Annotated in this window: 14 protein-coding genes; 6 read left to right on the forward strand and 8 right to left on the reverse strand. The window is 74.1% G+C overall.

Annotated elements, in window-relative coordinates; genetic code table 11:
- Window positions 1-21: 21 nt before the first annotated feature.
- Together ACZ56V_RS19675 and ACZ56V_RS19680 are read right to left on the reverse strand one after the other, a co-directional pair.
- Entirely contained in the window at window positions 22-2367 is a 2346-nt protein-coding gene (locus ACZ56V_RS19675; RefSeq protein WP_468943805.1) for an ATP-binding cassette domain-containing protein, read from the reverse strand.
- A gap of 42 nt (window positions 2368-2409) precedes the next feature.
- Window positions 2410-3429, reverse strand: a complete 1020-nt coding sequence (locus ACZ56V_RS19680; RefSeq protein ID WP_468943807.1) for an LLM class flavin-dependent oxidoreductase — start codon at window positions 3427-3429, stop codon at window positions 2410-2412.
- 106 nt (window positions 3430-3535) lie between these two features.
- Between ACZ56V_RS19680 and ACZ56V_RS19685 the strand changes: the two genes are divergently transcribed.
- Entirely contained in the window at window positions 3536-4027 is a 492-nt protein-coding gene (locus ACZ56V_RS19685) for a phosphatase domain-containing protein (protein WP_398916770.1), read from the forward strand.
- 33 nt (window positions 4028-4060) lie between these two features.
- On the opposite strand, the gene ACZ56V_RS19690 is transcribed toward ACZ56V_RS19685, so the two are convergent.
- Window positions 4061-4276 carry a dodecin gene (locus tag ACZ56V_RS19690; RefSeq protein WP_198601909.1) on the reverse strand — a complete coding sequence of 72 codons (216 nt, stop codon included), beginning with the start codon at window positions 4274-4276 and terminating at the stop codon, window positions 4061-4063.
- A gap of 262 nt (window positions 4277-4538) precedes the next feature.
- Between ACZ56V_RS19690 and ACZ56V_RS19695 the strand changes: the two genes are divergently transcribed.
- On the forward strand, window positions 4539-5807 hold the full coding sequence (locus ACZ56V_RS19695) for an extracellular solute-binding protein (RefSeq protein ID WP_468943811.1): 1269 nt from the start codon (window positions 4539-4541) through the stop codon (window positions 5805-5807).
- Window positions 5808-5852: 45 nt separating this feature from the next.
- On the opposite strand, the gene egtD is transcribed toward ACZ56V_RS19695, so the two are convergent.
- Genes egtD through egtA form a run of 4 tightly spaced genes read right to left on the reverse strand, consistent with a single transcriptional unit; the run spans window position 5853 to window position 10274 of the window.
- A complete protein-coding gene (gene egtD, locus ACZ56V_RS19700) occupies window positions 5853-6824 on the reverse strand; it encodes an L-histidine N(alpha)-methyltransferase (protein WP_356370658.1) in 972 nt (323 codons plus the stop codon).
- Window positions 6821-7621 (reverse strand): ergothioneine biosynthesis protein EgtC, encoded by an 801-nt coding sequence (gene egtC / locus ACZ56V_RS19705; protein WP_356370661.1) that lies wholly within the window; start codon window positions 7619-7621, stop codon window positions 6821-6823. The genes egtD and egtC overlap by 4 nt, the downstream gene beginning before the upstream one ends.
- The gene (gene egtB / locus ACZ56V_RS19710; protein ID WP_468943815.1) at window positions 7621-8976 is read right to left on the reverse strand and encodes an ergothioneine biosynthesis protein EgtB; all 1356 of its coding nucleotides are present in this window, start codon (window positions 8974-8976) and stop codon (window positions 7621-7623) included. Before egtB ends, egtC begins: the two co-directional genes overlap by 1 nt.
- On the reverse strand, window positions 8973-10274 hold the full coding sequence (gene egtA / locus ACZ56V_RS19715; protein WP_468943818.1) for an ergothioneine biosynthesis glutamate--cysteine ligase EgtA: 1302 nt from the start codon (window positions 10272-10274) through the stop codon (window positions 8973-8975). The genes egtB and egtA overlap by 4 nt, the downstream gene beginning before the upstream one ends.
- A gap of 286 nt (window positions 10275-10560) precedes the next feature.
- Between egtA and ACZ56V_RS19720 the strand changes: the two genes are divergently transcribed.
- Window positions 10561-11400 (forward strand): TIGR02452 family protein, encoded by an 840-nt coding sequence (locus ACZ56V_RS19720; protein WP_398916761.1) that lies wholly within the window; start codon window positions 10561-10563, stop codon window positions 11398-11400.
- Here ACZ56V_RS19720 and ACZ56V_RS19725 read toward each other — a convergent pair.
- Window positions 11385-11849, reverse strand: coding sequence for a type II toxin-antitoxin system PemK/MazF family toxin (locus ACZ56V_RS19725; protein ID WP_356370672.1), 465 nt, complete (start codon window positions 11847-11849; stop codon window positions 11385-11387). The genes ACZ56V_RS19720 and ACZ56V_RS19725 overlap by 16 nt on opposite strands.
- Window positions 11850-11948: 99 nt before the next feature.
- Between ACZ56V_RS19725 and ACZ56V_RS19730 the strand changes: the two genes are divergently transcribed.
- The 3 genes from ACZ56V_RS19730 (at window position 11949) to ACZ56V_RS19740 (ending at window position 14185) form a co-directional block, all read left to right on the forward strand.
- Window positions 11949-12839, forward strand: coding sequence for an NAD(P)-dependent oxidoreductase (locus ACZ56V_RS19730; protein ID WP_398916759.1), 891 nt, complete (start codon window positions 11949-11951; stop codon window positions 12837-12839).
- An 88-nt stretch (window positions 12840-12927) separates the two neighbouring features.
- A complete protein-coding gene (locus ACZ56V_RS19735; protein WP_398916757.1) occupies window positions 12928-13350 on the forward strand; it encodes a PPOX class F420-dependent oxidoreductase in 423 nt (140 codons plus the stop codon).
- Window positions 13351-13756: 406 nt separating this feature from the next.
- The gene (locus tag ACZ56V_RS19740; RefSeq protein WP_356370690.1) at window positions 13757-14185 is read left to right on the forward strand and encodes a VOC family protein; all 429 of its coding nucleotides are present in this window, start codon (window positions 13757-13759) and stop codon (window positions 14183-14185) included.
- The last annotated feature ends 66 nt before the right edge of the window (window positions 14186-14251 follow it).

Below are 14251 nucleotides of genomic sequence, written 5' to 3' on the forward strand. Positions count from 1 at the left end.
CCGTGCGCCGGTGAAGGGACTTCACCGGCGCTTCCCGCCGTCCAGGGCCCGGGCCAGATAGGGCGCGGTGGCGCTCACTTCGACGCCCGCCACCTCGACGGGCGTCCCGGCGGCCACGATCCGGCCGCCGGCGTCGCCGCCGCCCGGCCCCAGGTCGATCACGTGGTCGGCGCCCGCGACCACATCCATGTCGTGTTCGACCACGACCACCGTGTGCCCGGCGTCGACCAGACCGTGCAACTGGCGCATCAGCACCTCGACGTCGGCCGGGTGCAGACCGGTCGTCGGCTCGTCGAGCAGGTAAAGGGTGTGGCCGCGACGCCCGCGCTGCAGCTCGCTCGCCAGCTTGATGCGCTGCGCCTCCCCGCCGGACAGCTCGGTGGCGGGCTGGCCGAGCCGCAGATACCCCAGGCCGACGTCCAGCAGCGCGGCCAGGCTGCGGGCCACCGCCGGTGTGTCCGCGAAGAACTCCGCCGCCCCCTCCACCGTCAGGTCCAGCACCTCGGCGATGTTCCGTCCCCGGTACGCCACTTCGAGCGTCTCGGGGTTGTAGCGCGCCCCGCCGCAGTCCGGGCACGGTGCGTACGTGCTCGGCAGGAACAGCAGCTCGACGCTGACGAAGCCCTCGCCCTGGCAGGTCTCGCAGCGCCCTCCCGCCACGTTGAAGGAGAACCGGCCCACGCCGTAACCCCGCTCCCGCGCCTGGCCGGTGGCGGCGAAGACCTTGCGCACCACGTCGAACAGGCCCGTGTACGTGGCCAGGTTGGAGCGCGGGGTGCGGCCGATCGGCCGCTGGTCCACGGAGACCAGCCGGCCCACGCCCGCCAGGTCCTCGGTGATCTCGCCGACCAGGGTCGACTTCCCGGAGCCGGACACACCGGTCACCGCGGTCAGCACCCCGAGCGGGAACCGCGCGGTCACCCCGCGCAGGTTGTGCCGGGTCACCGGTCCGACCGTCACCGTGCCGCGCGGGGTGCGCGGCTCGCGGACGGGCGCGGGGGAGCGGTGGAAGAGGTGACGGGCGGTGGCGGACTCCGCGACCTCGGCCAGCCCGTCGACCGGGCCGCTGTACAGCACCCGCCCGCCGTGCTCCCCGGCCCGCGGACCGACGTCCACGATCCAGTCGGCGCCGCGCATCACGGCCAGGTGGTGCTCCACCACGAACACCGAGTTCCCGGCCGTCTTCAGCCGCGCAAGGACCGTCAGGAGCGCCTCCGTGTCCGCCGGGTGCAGTCCCGCCGAGGGCTCGTCGAGGACGTACACGACCCCGAACAGCCCGGAGCGCAGCTGGGTCGCCAGGCGCAGCCGCTGCAGTTCCCCCGCCGACAGGGTGGGGGTGGGCCGGTCCAGGCTCAGATAGCCGAGCCCCAGCTCGACGACGGGCGCGATCCGGGAGGTCAGGTCCTCGGTCAGCACCTTGGCCGTCTCGCCCTCGGTGGGCAGCAGGGCGGCCAGCTCGGTGAGCGGCAGCGCGGCCAGCTCGGCGACGGTGCGGCCGCCGACGGTCACCGCGAGCGCCTCGGGCCGCAGCCTGCCGCCGCCGCACACCGGGCAGGGCGCGCTGGTGAGGAACCGCTCCGCCTTCGCCCGCAGCGTGGCGCTCTTCGAGTCCGCGAAGGTCTTCATCACATAGCGCCGGGCGCTCATGTACGTGCCCTGGTACGGCCGCTGGATGCGGTCCGCGTCCCGCACCGGGTGCACCGTGACCACCGGCTGGTCGTCGGTGAACAGGATCCACTCCCGCGCTTCGGCGGGCAGCTCGCGCCAAAGCCGGTCCACGTCGTACCCGAGCGCGTCCAGGACGTCCCGCAGGTTCTTGCCCTGCCAGGCGCCCGGCCACGCGGCGATCGCACCGTCCCGGATCGACAGCGAGGGATCCGGGACCAGCAGCTCCTCGGTGGTGCGGTGCACCCGGCCGAGCCCGTGGCACTGAGGGCAGGCCCCGGCGGCGGTGTTCGGCGAGAAGGCGTCGGAGTCCAGCCGCTCGGCGCCCGGCGGGTAGTCGCCGGCGCGGGAGAAGAGCATCCGCAGGGAGTTGGAGAGGTTGGTGACCGTCCCCACCGAGGAGCGGGACGTCGGGGTCGCCCGCCGCTGCTGGAGCGACACGGCGGGCGGCAGCCCGGTGATCTCGCCCACCTTGGGGGCGCCGACCTGGTGGATCAGCCGGCGGGCGTAGGGCGCGACCGACTCGAAGTAGCGCCGCTGCGCCTCCGCGTAGATCGTCCCGAAGGCCAGTGACGACTTCCCCGATCCCGAGACGCCGGTGAACACCGCCACCACGTCCCGGGGGACGTCCACGTCCACGCCCTCGAGGTTGTGCTCGCGGGCGTCGCGCACCCGGACGTACGGGTCGTGGGGGCTGTGCATCGCGGAGGGCTCCGTACGGTGGCTGGGACAAACCCCGCGATTCTACGCCGGGGTGCCGAGCGGCCCCGTACCGGTGACACGGGCGAGCCGCCGGTAGGAGTCGAGCAGCGCGGCGCGGTCGTACGTGCTGGTGGTGACCAGGACCTCCTGCGCGCCCGTCTCCTTCACCAGCCGCTCCAGCTCGTCGGCCACCTGCTCCTCGGTGCCGGCGACGTGGCCGGCGAGACCGGCCTCGTACAGGTCGCGTTCCTTCCCGGTCATCGTCCGGGCCTCCACCTCCTCGGCCGGGGGCAGCGGCGGGAAGGAGCCGCGCGTGCGGGCGTGGGCCATGGACCACGCCTCCGGGACCAGGAGCCGCCGGGCCGCCTCGGGCGTGGCGGCCACCGCGACGGTCCCGGAGACGACGACGTACGGCTCCCGGCCCCACTCGGAGGGGCGGAACCCGGCGCGGTAGCGGTCGATGCCGCGGCGCATCCGGTCCCGGTCGCGCAGGTCCCCGATGACCATCGGCAGGCCGGCCCGGGCGGCGACGGCCGCGCCCTCGCCCATGGCCAGCACGAACGGCGGTACGGTCAGCCCCTCCGAGGGGCGCGCGTGCACGCCCGTGGGCGAGGTGCCCCGGAACCAGCCGAGCAGCTCGGCCAGTTGCGCGTCGAAGTCCTCGGCGTCGTCCTTCTCCCGGCCCAGCGCCCTGCGGACGCCGTCGGTGAAGCCCACCGAGCGGCCGAGACCCATGTCGATCCGGCCCGGGAAGAGCGACTCCAGCACGCCGAACTGCTCGGCGACGACCAGCGGCCGGTGGTTGGGCAGCATCACGCCCCCGGTGCCGACGCGGATGCGGCCCGTGGCCCCGGCCACGGCGGCCGCCAGCACGGTCGGCGCCGATCCGGCCACCCCGGGCACACCGTGGTGCTCCGCCACCCAGAACCGGTGGTAGCCGAGCCGCTCCGCCTCCCGGGCCAGCTCCACGGTGTCGCGCAGCGCCTGTCCGGCGGTGCGGCCCGCCCGGATGCGGGAGCGGTCGAGGACGGAGAAGCGGGTGGTGGCGAGTACAGAGGTCACACGGTGTTCAACGTCCGCACGCCGCACAGATTCCCGCGACCGCACGCCGCACGGGTTCCGGGCAGCGTCTCCGCGCCTCCCGGCGGCGCGCTCTAGGGTGGGGCGGGTGAGCGACAGCAGCAGGCCCCCGGTGGCCGTGTTCGACCTGGACAACACCCTCGCCGACACCGCGCACCGGCAGCGGTTCCTGGAGCGCCGGCCGCGCGACTGGGACGCCTTCTTCGCCGCCGCGCCGCACGATCCGCCGCTCGCCGAAGGCGTCGAGCTGGTACGGGAGAGCGCGCAGGAGTGCGAGATCGTCTACCTGACCGGGAGGCCCGAGCGCTGCCGGCGCGACACGCTCGACTGGCTGGCCGCGCACGGCCTGCCGGACGGGGCCGTGCACATGCGCGGCGACGCCGACCGCAGACCCGCCCGGCGCACCAAGCTGGAGATCCTGCGCAGGCTCGCGCGGACCCGCGAGGTCCGGGTCCTGGTGGACGACGACGAGTTGGTCTGCGACGAGGCCGAACGGGCCGGTTTCCCCGTGCTCCGGGCACGCTGGGCGGCCCGGTCGGCCGAGCTGCGCACGGCGCAGGAGCGCGAGGGCCGCACCTGAGGGACGTGAACGTCCGAGAGGGCTCCGGGGGCGTCAGTCCGACTCCTCCAGGCGGAAGCCGAGCTTGAGACCGACCTGCCAGTGCGCGACCTGCCCGTCCTCGATCTGGCCGCGCACCTGCGTCACCTCGAACCAGTCCAGCTGGCGCAGGGTCTGCGAGGCGCGCGTGATGGCGTTGCGGACGGCCTGGTCGACGCCGTCGGGAGAGGTGCCGACGACCTCGGTGACCCGGTAGGTGTGGTTCGACATGCGGGTGCTCCCTTCCACGGGCAGCGGTGTGCCCTGCGTCACTCCACCGTGCCCCAAGTCGGGACGGAGCGCGAGGGATCGGCCCGGGAGGTGGAAACCGTCCGGTACCTCCCGGTGCCTCCCCTTGACCTTTGTAATGGTCCATACCAAAATCCCAGACACCCGTTCGAGCCTCGGGCTCGTCCCCCCACGTCGGGTCTCCCTTCGCGTGTGCAGGACACGCCTGCCTGCGCCCTCTGTTCGTCAGTCAGAAGGACCCCTCGTGAGACGTCGCCTCCTCGCCCTTGTCTGTGTGTCCGCCTCCGTGCTCAGCGGCTGCGGCCTGATCTCGCAGGACGGCGGGAGCGAGCGGCACACCGTCACCGTGTGGCTGATGAAGGACAGCGCCTCGCAGGACTTCCTGAAGCGGTTCACCGAGGGCTTCGAGGCCGACCACCCCGACCTCGACCTGGACATCCGCATCCAGGAGTGGACCGGGATCGGCGACAAGGTGCAGGCCGCGCTGAAGGCCGACGGCTCGGACGGACCCGACGTCGTCGAGGTGGGCAACACCCAGGTCCCGCAGTACGCGGAGGGCGGACGGCTGCAGAACCTGACCCTGGAGTCGATGCGCGACTGGGGCATCCGCGACTGGCTCCCGGGTCTCGCCGAACCGGGGCAGTGGATGTCCCAGCAGTTCGGCATCCCCTGGTACGCCGCCAACCGCGTCGTCATCTACCGCAAGGACCTCTTCGAGCAGGCCGGCGTCAACGAGCCGCCCCGCACCCGCGAGGAGTGGCTCACCGCCACGGAGAAACTCGACAAGGACGGCGACCAGGGCATCTACCTGGCCGGCCAGGACTGGTACACGCTCTCCGGCTTCATCTGGGACGAGGGCGGCGAACTGGCCACCCAGGACGGCGAGGGCGGCACCTGGACGGGCGCCCTGGACTCCGATGCGGCCCTGCGCGGCATGGACTTCTACCGCGAACTGCAGGCCCTGGGCGACGGCCCGGTCGACGCCGACGAGGAACACCCGCCGCAGTCCGGGGTCTTCGCGAAGGGACGGGTCGCGCAGATCGTCGCCGTGCCGGGCCTCGCCCAGTCCATCGTGCGCGACAACCCCGACCTCGAGGGCAAGATCGGCTTCTTCCCCGTGCCCGGCAAGAGCGCCGGCAGGCCCGGCGCCGTCTTCACCGGCGGCTCCGACCTCGTGATGCCGAAGAACACCGACCAGGAGGAGGGCGCCCTCGCCGTGATCGAGGCGCTCGCGGGCGAGAAGTGGAACACCGACCTGGCCCGCACCATGAACTACGTCCCGAACAAGAAGTCGCTCGCCGAGGAGGTCTCCGGCGAGGAGGGCATCGAGGCCATGGCGGCGGGCGCCGCGCAGGGCCGGGCGACCCCCGGTACGCCCCGGTGGGGCGCGGTCGAGGCGGACAACCCGATCAAGGCGTACATGACGAAGGTGCTCACCGGGGCGGACGCGGAGTCGGAGGCCCGCAAGGCCTCCGACCGCGTCACCGGACTGCTGGACGCCAACGAGCGCTGACCGGCCCGCGGCCGGGCCGGCGCCGCCCGGCCCGGTACGGCCCGCTCAGCGCGCCACGCTCAGCGACAGGGCGAAACGGCCCTCGCCGTCCGTCCACCAGTGGGCCAGGTCGAGCCCGGCCGCCGCCAGCTCGGCCCGCACACCCTCCCGCCGGAACTTCGCGGACACCTCGGTGCGCAGCTCCTCTCCGTCCGCGAAGTCCACCGCCAGGTCGAGCGCCTGGACCTTGACGGTCTGCGCGGTGCGCGAGCGCAGCCGCATCTCGATCCACTCCCGTTCGGCGTTCCACAGCGCCACGTGCTCGAACGCCGCGGGCGCGAAGTCGGCCTCCAGCTCACGGTTCACCACCGACAGCACGTTCTTGTTGAACTCGGCCGTCACCCCGGCCGCGTCGTCGTACGCGCGGACCAGCACCCCCTCGTCCTTGACCAGGTCCGTGCCCAGCAACAGGCTGTCGCCCGGGGAGAGCAGGGCGCGGACGGAGGCCAGGAACCCGGCGCGCTCCTCGGGCAGCAGGTTGCCGACGGTGCCGCCGAGGAACGCCACCAGCCGGGGGCCCGGCGTGTCGGGCAGCGTCAGCCCGGCCGTGAAGTCGGCGATCAGCGCGTGCACCTGGAGACCCGGACGCTCGGCGACCAGCGCCTGCCCGGCCTGGGTGAGGGCGCTCTCGCTCACGTCGACCGGCACATAGCCGCGCAGCCCGGTCCGCTCGGTCAGCGCGTCGAGCAGCACGCGCGTCTTCTCCGAGGAGCCGGAGCCCAGCTCGACCAGGGTGCGGGCGCCGGTCGCCGCCGCGATCTCCCCGGCCCGGTCGACCAGGATCTCCCGTTCGGCCCGGGTCGGGTAGTACTCCGGCAGCGCGGTGATCGCCTCGAACAGCTCGCTGCCCCGCGCGTCGTAGAACCACTTCGGCGGCAGCCACTTGGGCGTGCTCGTCAGGCCCGCCAGGACGTCGGCCCGCAGGGCGGCGTCCGTGGCGTCCTCGGGCAGCGTCCGGGTCAGACGGAACTGGCTCACGTGCGGGGCTCCTTCACAGAGACGAAAGCGTCTGCCGGGGCGGTTCCGCCCGGCACCTTGAGCGGGGTGAGCCGCACGTCCGTGCCGCTCGCCGCGAGCAGGGAGCGGTCGGGGACCTCCTGCCAGTGCGGATCGTCGTCGTAGGGCTCCGAGGCGACGACCGTGCCGCCGCCCGGACGGGAGAGGTACCAGAGGGTGTCGCCCCAGGTGGTGGCGGTGACGGTGGAGCCGTTCGTGAGGAGCAGGTTGAGCCGGGAGGCGGGGGCCGCCGCCGCGACCTCCAGCACCGTCTCGGCCAGTGCCCGGCCCTCGTCGTCCCCGGCCCGCAGCCGGGCCAGGACCAGCGCCCACACGAGCGCCGAGTCGCTGCGCGCCTCCAGCGACAGCAGCTGACCGGGCGGCAGCGTCGCGGCCACCGGGGCCAGCGAGTCCGGCCAGCCCGCCACGGCGCCGTTGTGGCTGAACAGCCAGGTCCCCGCGGCGAACGGCGCCGCGGCCGCCTCCGCGTCGGCGCCGGACAGCGTCGCGTCCCGTACGGCGCCCAGCAGCGCGCCGGTCCGTACGACCCGGGCCAGGTCGGCGAAGGACTGGTCCGCCCAGATCGGCCCGGCCCGGCGGTACCGGGCCGGCACCGGGTCGCCCTCGGCGTACCAGCCGACACCGAACCCGTCGGCGTTGACCGTGCCGTACCGCTGGTGCCGCGGCGCCCACGACTGGCGGTACAGACCGTGCGGCGGCGCCACCAGGAGCTCGCCGAGCGGCTCCGCGGGGCCCACGTAGGCCAGGTGACGGCACATCAGGACGCCTCCGCCGACCGGGCGGTGCGGAACCCGGAGAAGATCTGCCGCCGGATCGGATAGTCCCAGTTGCGGAACGTGCCCCGGCAGGCCACCGCGTCCACGGCGAAGGAACCGCCGCGCAGCACCTTGTACTCGGGGCCGAAGAACACCTCCGAGTACTCCCGGTACGGGAACGCCCGGAAGCCCGGGTACGGGGCGAAGTCGCTCGACGTCCACTCCCAGACGTCGCCGATCAACTGCCGTACGCCGAGCGGCGACTCACCGGCCGGGTAGCTGCCCGCGGGCGCCGGGCGCAGGTGCCGCTGACCGAGGTTGGCGTGCTCCGGGCCCGGGTCGGCGTCGCCCCACGGATAGCGCAGGGCGCGGTCGCCGGCCGGGTCGTACCGGGCGGCCTTCTCCCACTCGGCCTCGGTGGGCAGCCGGCGCCCGGCCCAGCGGGCGTACGCGTCGGCCTCGTACCAGCACACGTGCAGCACCGGCTCGTCGGCCGGTACCGCCTCGGTCACCCCGAAGCGGCGCCGCAGCCACTGCCCGCCGTCCCGGCGCCAGAACAGCGGGGCGGTGAGGGAGTGCCGGCGGACGTGGTCCCAGCCCTCGGGGGCCCACCAGCGCGGGTCGTCGTAGCCGCCGTCCTCGATGAACGCCCGGTAGGCGCCGTTGGTCACCGGGACGGTGTCGATGTAGTACGGCGCCACCTCGCGCCGGTGCGCGGGCCGTTCGTTGTCCAGGGCCCACGGCTCGGTCGACGTGCCCATGGTGAACGGACCGCCCGGCACCAGGACTTCGGCCGGCCCGGTGAACAACCCCGCCGGGTCCGGGTCGGGCGCGGTCAGCGCCTGCGGGCCCCGGCGCAGCTGGTGCGTGATCAGCATGGTCTCGTCGTGCTGCTGCTCGTGCTGGGCGATCATCCCGAAGGCGAAGCCCGCCTCCGTCAGCCGCGTCCCGTCGAACGCGGTGCGCTCCAGCACGTCCAGCGCCCGCCCGCGCACGTCCGCCGCGTACCGCCGGGCCTCGGCGGGCGACAGCAGCGGCAGGCTCGGTCGCTCGGAGCGGGGATGCTCGAAGGCGTCGTACAGCGTGTCGATCTCCGGGCGTATCGCCTCCTGCCCGGCGACCGCGCGCAGCAGCCACTGCTCCTCCTGGTTGCCGATGTGCGCCAGGTCCCACACCAGCGGGGACATCAGCGGCGACACCTGGGCGGTCAGGTCGGGGCCCTCCACGCAGCTGGTCAGCAGCGTGGTGCGCTCGCGGGCGGTGACCAGCGTGGTCAGGGCCCGCTCACGCAGCCGCTCGGCGTCCACGGCCCCTTCGCCGGAGGTGACGGTGGCGGTGTTGTCGGTGGGGTCGGTCATGAGCAGGTCTCCCTCCCGTGCGGGCCACGGTCCGCGCCGCCCGGCATGTCCAGCAGATCGTCGGCGGGGCAGCGGCCCCTGAGGACGTAGCGCTCCCGGTACCCGGCGACGGCGTCGATCACCTCGGTGCCCGCGCCGAGCCGGGGCAGCGCGGCGAGCGCCGCCGTGAAGCAGGTGACGGCCGCCTCGCGCAGCTCCGGATCGGTCAGCGCGGCACGGGCCGCGTCCTCGTACAGCGGGTTGTGCGGCGCGGCCAGGCCGAGCGTGCGCTCGGCCAGGGGCTTGACCGCCCGGTAGGCGGTCTCGGTGGCCTCCGGGTCGTCGAACAGCGCGGCGGTCACCGCCAGCGGCACGATCCAGCCGTCGTCCCCGGGCTGCGCGTCGATCATGCGCAGCTCCAGGTGGCCGCGCGGCCGTACCGGCGGGAAGAGCGTGGTGAGGTGGTAGTCCAGGTCCTCCCGGGTCGGCGGCCGGGGCACGCGTTCGCGGGTCCACTCCCGCAGGGTCAGCCCCTCAGGCACGTCCCAGGGAGCGCCGTCGCGGCGTACGCACATCACCGGGGCGTCCAGCACATGCCGGGACCAGGCGGCGCGCGGGTCGCTGTCCAGCGGAGGGCCGCCCGCCCGGCCGGCGCCGATCTGCGTCCACCGCAGCTGCCGGGTGGACCGCCAGCCGGTGGGCCGGCCGCCGGACAGCGGGGAGTTGGCGAACGCGGCCAGCAGTACGGCGCCCAGGTGATGGGCCAGCCACCACCGGCGTACGTGACCTGCCGGGCCGGGTTCCTCGTGCCCGGCGTCCACGCACACCTGCACGGACGCGGAGGAGCACATCATGAAGCGGCCACCGGGGCCGGTGCGGTCGAGGCAGGACTCCATGGCGTCGTAGCGCGGCTGCCGCAGGTAGCGGCGCGGTGCCTGCCAGGGATCGTGACCGAGGCCGACCAGCGCGAGGCCGTCCTCGCGCAGTACGGCACGGACGGCGTCCAGGTCGGCGGAGACGGAGCGGACGCACTCCGCCAGCGAGGCGGCGGGGAGCGAACTCAGCTCCAGCTGGCCGCCGGGCTCGACGCTCAGCGCCGACCTCAGGGGCACGGCCCGCAGCGCGGTGTACATCGCGCGGAGCCGTTCGGGTGACACGGGGAGCCGCGGCGCGCGCAGCTCGTGGACGAGCCATTCCACCTCGACGCCGAGGAGCCTGGGCGGACCGGTCTTGAAGCAGATGCCGTGGACCAGCGCCTCGACCTCGGCCTCACTCACAGCGGTACGTGGCCGGATACAGCCACCAACCGAATCGGACATGTCGGGATCCTCCTGAGATTCCACCATGCCGCCGGCCCCTCTGCGGTGGGCCGGGCCGGCACACTCGTCCCACCCAAGACCCTCGTGCCGCTCCGCACAAGGATGCATTTCGGGACGTTCCCGCTCGGTAATCTCCGTGATCCGCCCGTTGGCGAGGGCTTTCCACCTCGTTCACCGGTCGGGAAACTCCGTTGCACCGCATCCCCAGCATCACCCAGGATTCCCGCATGAGCACGACGGGGGAGACCGCGCCGCGCGCGGTCACGGCGTCCACGGGGGTGGCGCCGTGAGCGCGCGCCTGCGGGGCATCGCACAGCAGACGGAGCAGATCGTCGCGGCCGGGTCCTACCGCGCGTCCGACGGGCGCGAGGTGTCCCTCGCGGCGGCGATCGGGGCGGCCGGGGAGGGCACGCGGATGTACGGTCCCGGGCCCGTCGAGGTGTCCGTCCCGGCCCGGGTGAGCGCGGTCTTCGAGGTCACCGGCGAGAGCAGCCTGGAGGCCGCCCGGCGGCTCGGCGGCGACGTCGCCGTGCTCAACTTCGCCTCCGCGCGCAATCCGGGCGGCGGTTACCTCAACGGCGCCCAGGCCCAGGAGGAGGCCCTGTGCCGGGCCTCCGCCCTGTACACCTGCCTGCTGCGGGCGCGCGAGTTCTACGACCACCACCGCGCCCACCGCGACCCGTTCTACACGGACCGTGTCGTCCACTCGCCCGGCGTGCCCGTCTTCCGCGACGACCGGGGCCGCCTGCTGGACGAGCCGGTCACGGCCGGGTTCCTGACCTCCGCCGCGCCCAACGCGGGCGTGGTGCTGCGCACGGCCCCGGAGCGCGCCGCCGACCTGCCCGCCGCCCTCACCGCGCGCGCCGAGCGGGTGCTGGAGACGGCCGTGGCCCACGGGTACCGGCGGCTGGTGCTCGGCGCCTGGGGCTGCGGCGTGTTCCGCAACGACCCCGCCCAGGTGGCGGGCGCCTTCCGGTCACTGCTCGGACCCGGCGGACGGTTCGCCGGTGCCTTCGAACGGGTGGCGTTCGGCATCCTGGACCGCACCCCGGGCGCCACCGTCCGGGCGGCGTTCGAACGCGCTTTCCCGGAGGGGGCGGGCGGTCCCGGTCAGCTCCAGCCGTAGCGCTCCCGCAGCCGCTGCCGTACGAGGTTGAACCGCATCCGGTCCAGGGCGCACGCCTCGCGGCGCATCCCCGCGTCGTGCAGGCGCAGCACCCGGTCCACGTCGACCCAGGAGTCGCGCCCCGAGCGGTCCCACGGCCCGCTCCCGATCGGCACCCACTCGCGGTCGCCGTCGTGCCGCTTGCTGGAGAGCTGCACCGCCAGCACCGTCCCGGCCGCCTCCCGGGCCACCACCAGCACCGGCCGGTCCTTGCCCCGGCCGTCCGCCTCCTCGTAGGGCACCCACGTCCAGACGATCTCGCCGGGATCGGGATCGCCGTCGTGCGCGGGAGCGTACTCGGTCCGCACCCGGCCCACCTCCCGCGGGTCGGCCTCGGTGGTGGCGGAGGGGCCGTAACGGCCGGGGACGGTCTCGCCGTTGCTGTCGATGTCGTCGGTGAAGGCGTTCACGGCCGTACCGTACGGGACGGGTCCGCGCGGACGCGCGGGGACCCGCGTCCGGTGGCAGGCTGGCCCCCGGCACGACCGTACGAGTCAGAAGGCGACGTCATGACCGACCAGCTCACCGTGAGCGTCCTGGGCACCGGCATCATGGGTGCCGCGATGGCCCGCAACCTCGCCCGCGCCGGACACACCGTCCGCGTCTGGAACCGCAGCCGGGACAAGGCCGAGCCGCTGGCCGCCGACGGCGCGCACGTCGCGGACAGCCCGGACGAGGCGGTACGGGGCGCCGACGTCGTCCTCACGATGCTCTACGACGGTCCGGCCGCCCTCGACGTCATGCGGCGGGCCGCGCCCGGGCTGAGCCCCGGCACCGTGTGGGCGCAGTCCACCACCGCGGGCGTCGACGCGGTCGCCGACCTGGCCGCCTTCGCCCACGAGCACGGCCTCGTGTTCTTCGACGCCCCCGTCCTCGGCACCCGGCAGCCCGCCGAGGCCGGTCAGCTGCTGGTGCTGGCGGCCGGTCCCGGCGCGGCACGGGACACCGTGGCGCCCGTGTTCGACGCCGTCGGCTCGCGCACCGTGTGGACCGGCGAGGACGGCGCGGCCGGCACCGCGACCCGGCTGAAGCTGGTGGCCAACAGCTGGGTCCTCGCCGCCACCAACGCGGTCGGCGAGGTCCTGGCGCTCGCCAAGGCGCTGGGCGTGGACCCGGACGGCTTCTTCGACGCCATCGCCGGCGGCCCGCTCGACATGGGCTACCTGCGCGCCAAGGCCGGTCTGATCCGCGAGGGCGCGCTGACACCGGCCCAGTTCGCGGTCTCCACCGCCGAGAAGGACGCCCGGCTGATCGTCGAGGCCGGCGAGGCGAACGGCGTCCGGCTGGACCTCGCCGCGGCCGGCGCGGAACGCTTCGCCCGGGCCGCCGCCCAGGGGCACGGCGACGAGGACATGGCGGCGGCCTACTTCGCCAGTTTCGTGGAGAAGGCGACCGACTGAGCCCACCCGGGGTACCGGGTGCACGAGACCACCCCGGCACCGGCGACCGGACCCGGTGCCGGACCACACCGAATCGCGAGGAGTCCGCATGTCCAAGCCGCCGCTGCCGCCCGAGGCCGTCGCACTGCTGCGCCGCCCCAATCCGTGCGTCATGGCCACCCTCCGCCAGGACGGTGCCCCCGTCACCACGCCCACCTGGTACGTGTGGGACGACGACGGCCGCGTGCTGATCAACCTCGACGCGGGCCGCGTGCGCCTGGGACACCTGCGCCGCGACCCGCGCGTCACCCTCACCGTCCTCGCGGGCGACGACTGGTACACCCACGTCACCCTCATCGGCCGCGTCGCCGAGATGCGCGACGACGAGGACCTCTCCGGCATCGACCGCCTCTCCCGGCACTACACGGGCAACCCGTACCCGAACCGGGAGCGGCCCCGGGTCAGCGCCTGGATCGAGGTGGAGCGCTGGCACGGCTGGGGGGCGCTGAAGGACAGCTCCCAGGCGGGCTGACGGACGGCGCCTCCTGCCCCGCCGGGCGCCGGAACAGGGCGCCCGGCCACCAGAACCGTCCGCCGCGGTACGGCCGGGAGTTGCCGCTCCCGGCCGTACCCGTGCGGCGTCGTCCGTCGGCGGCGGCTACTCGATCTCGCGCATCATCTTCTCCATCGAGCCGACCGCGAGCCGGGTCCGGGTCAGCTCGTCGAGGGTCTGCCGCTGCTCCTCCACCGTGCGGCGCTGCGATTCCTGACACATATCAGGGACGGGTGGGGGTTGGATCGGGGTCGGATCGGGGTCGGTCAAATGGGGAGCCGGGAAGCGGCTCCGGGACATATGATCTCCACGCGGCATCGCGTGTCGGTCACCGTCCGGGTGAGGCATGGAGGCGCCGCGGAGATGCCCGTGGAGGCATTGACCCGTGTCAGTCGAGTTCAACCACACCATCGTTCTCTCCCGCGACCGGGAGAAGTCCGCCCGTTTCCTCGCCGGAGTCCTCGGTCTCGAGGTCGGCGAACCGGCCGGAATGTTCCTGCCCGTGACGACCGCCAACGGCGTCACCCTCGATTTCGCCACCGTCGAGACCGACATCGTCACGCAGCACTACGCGTTCCTCGTCTCCGAGGACGAGTTCGACGCCGTCCTCGCCCGGCTCGTCGAGGGCGGGGTCCCCATCCAGGCCGACCCGCGCGGCCGGTATCCGCGCCGGATCAACCGCAACGACGGCGGCCGGGGCGTGTACTTCACCGACCCGTCCGGGCACGGCATGGAGGCCTTCACCCGCCCGTACGGCAGTGACCCGTCCTCCCCGCTGAACGGCGTCACGGAGGACGTGCCCGGGGCCTGCTGACCGGCGTCCCCGAGGGCGTCACGCGTCCCGTCTCCGCACAGTGTCAGGACCGTTGTCAGACCCCCT

Source organism: Streptomyces sp. NPDC034099 (assembly GCF_055575415.1).

Excerpts from the sequence above, each read along its gene's own strand:
- ACZ56V_RS19735 (WP_398916757.1), top strand. The coding sequence starts at position 12,928 with ATGTCCAAGCCGCCGCTGCCGCCCGAGGCCGTCGCACTGCTGCGCCGC.
- egtB (WP_468943815.1), bottom strand. The coding sequence starts at position 8,976 with ATGACCGACCCCACCGACAACACCGCCACCGTCACCTCCGGCGAAGGG.
- egtC (WP_356370661.1), bottom strand. The coding sequence starts at position 7,621 with ATGTGCCGTCACCTGGCCTACGTGGGCCCCGCGGAGCCGCTCGGCGAG.
- ACZ56V_RS19675 (WP_468943805.1), bottom strand. The coding sequence starts at position 2,367 with ATGCACAGCCCCCACGACCCGTACGTCCGGGTGCGCGACGCCCGCGAG.
- ACZ56V_RS19730 (WP_398916759.1), top strand. The coding sequence starts at position 11,949 with ATGACCGACCAGCTCACCGTGAGCGTCCTGGGCACCGGCATCATGGGT.
- ACZ56V_RS19690 (WP_198601909.1), bottom strand. The coding sequence starts at position 4,276 with ATGTCGAACCACACCTACCGGGTCACCGAGGTCGTCGGCACCTCTCCC.
- egtA (WP_468943818.1), bottom strand. The coding sequence starts at position 10,274 with ATGTCCGATTCGGTTGGTGGCTGTATCCGGCCACGTACCGCTGTGAGT.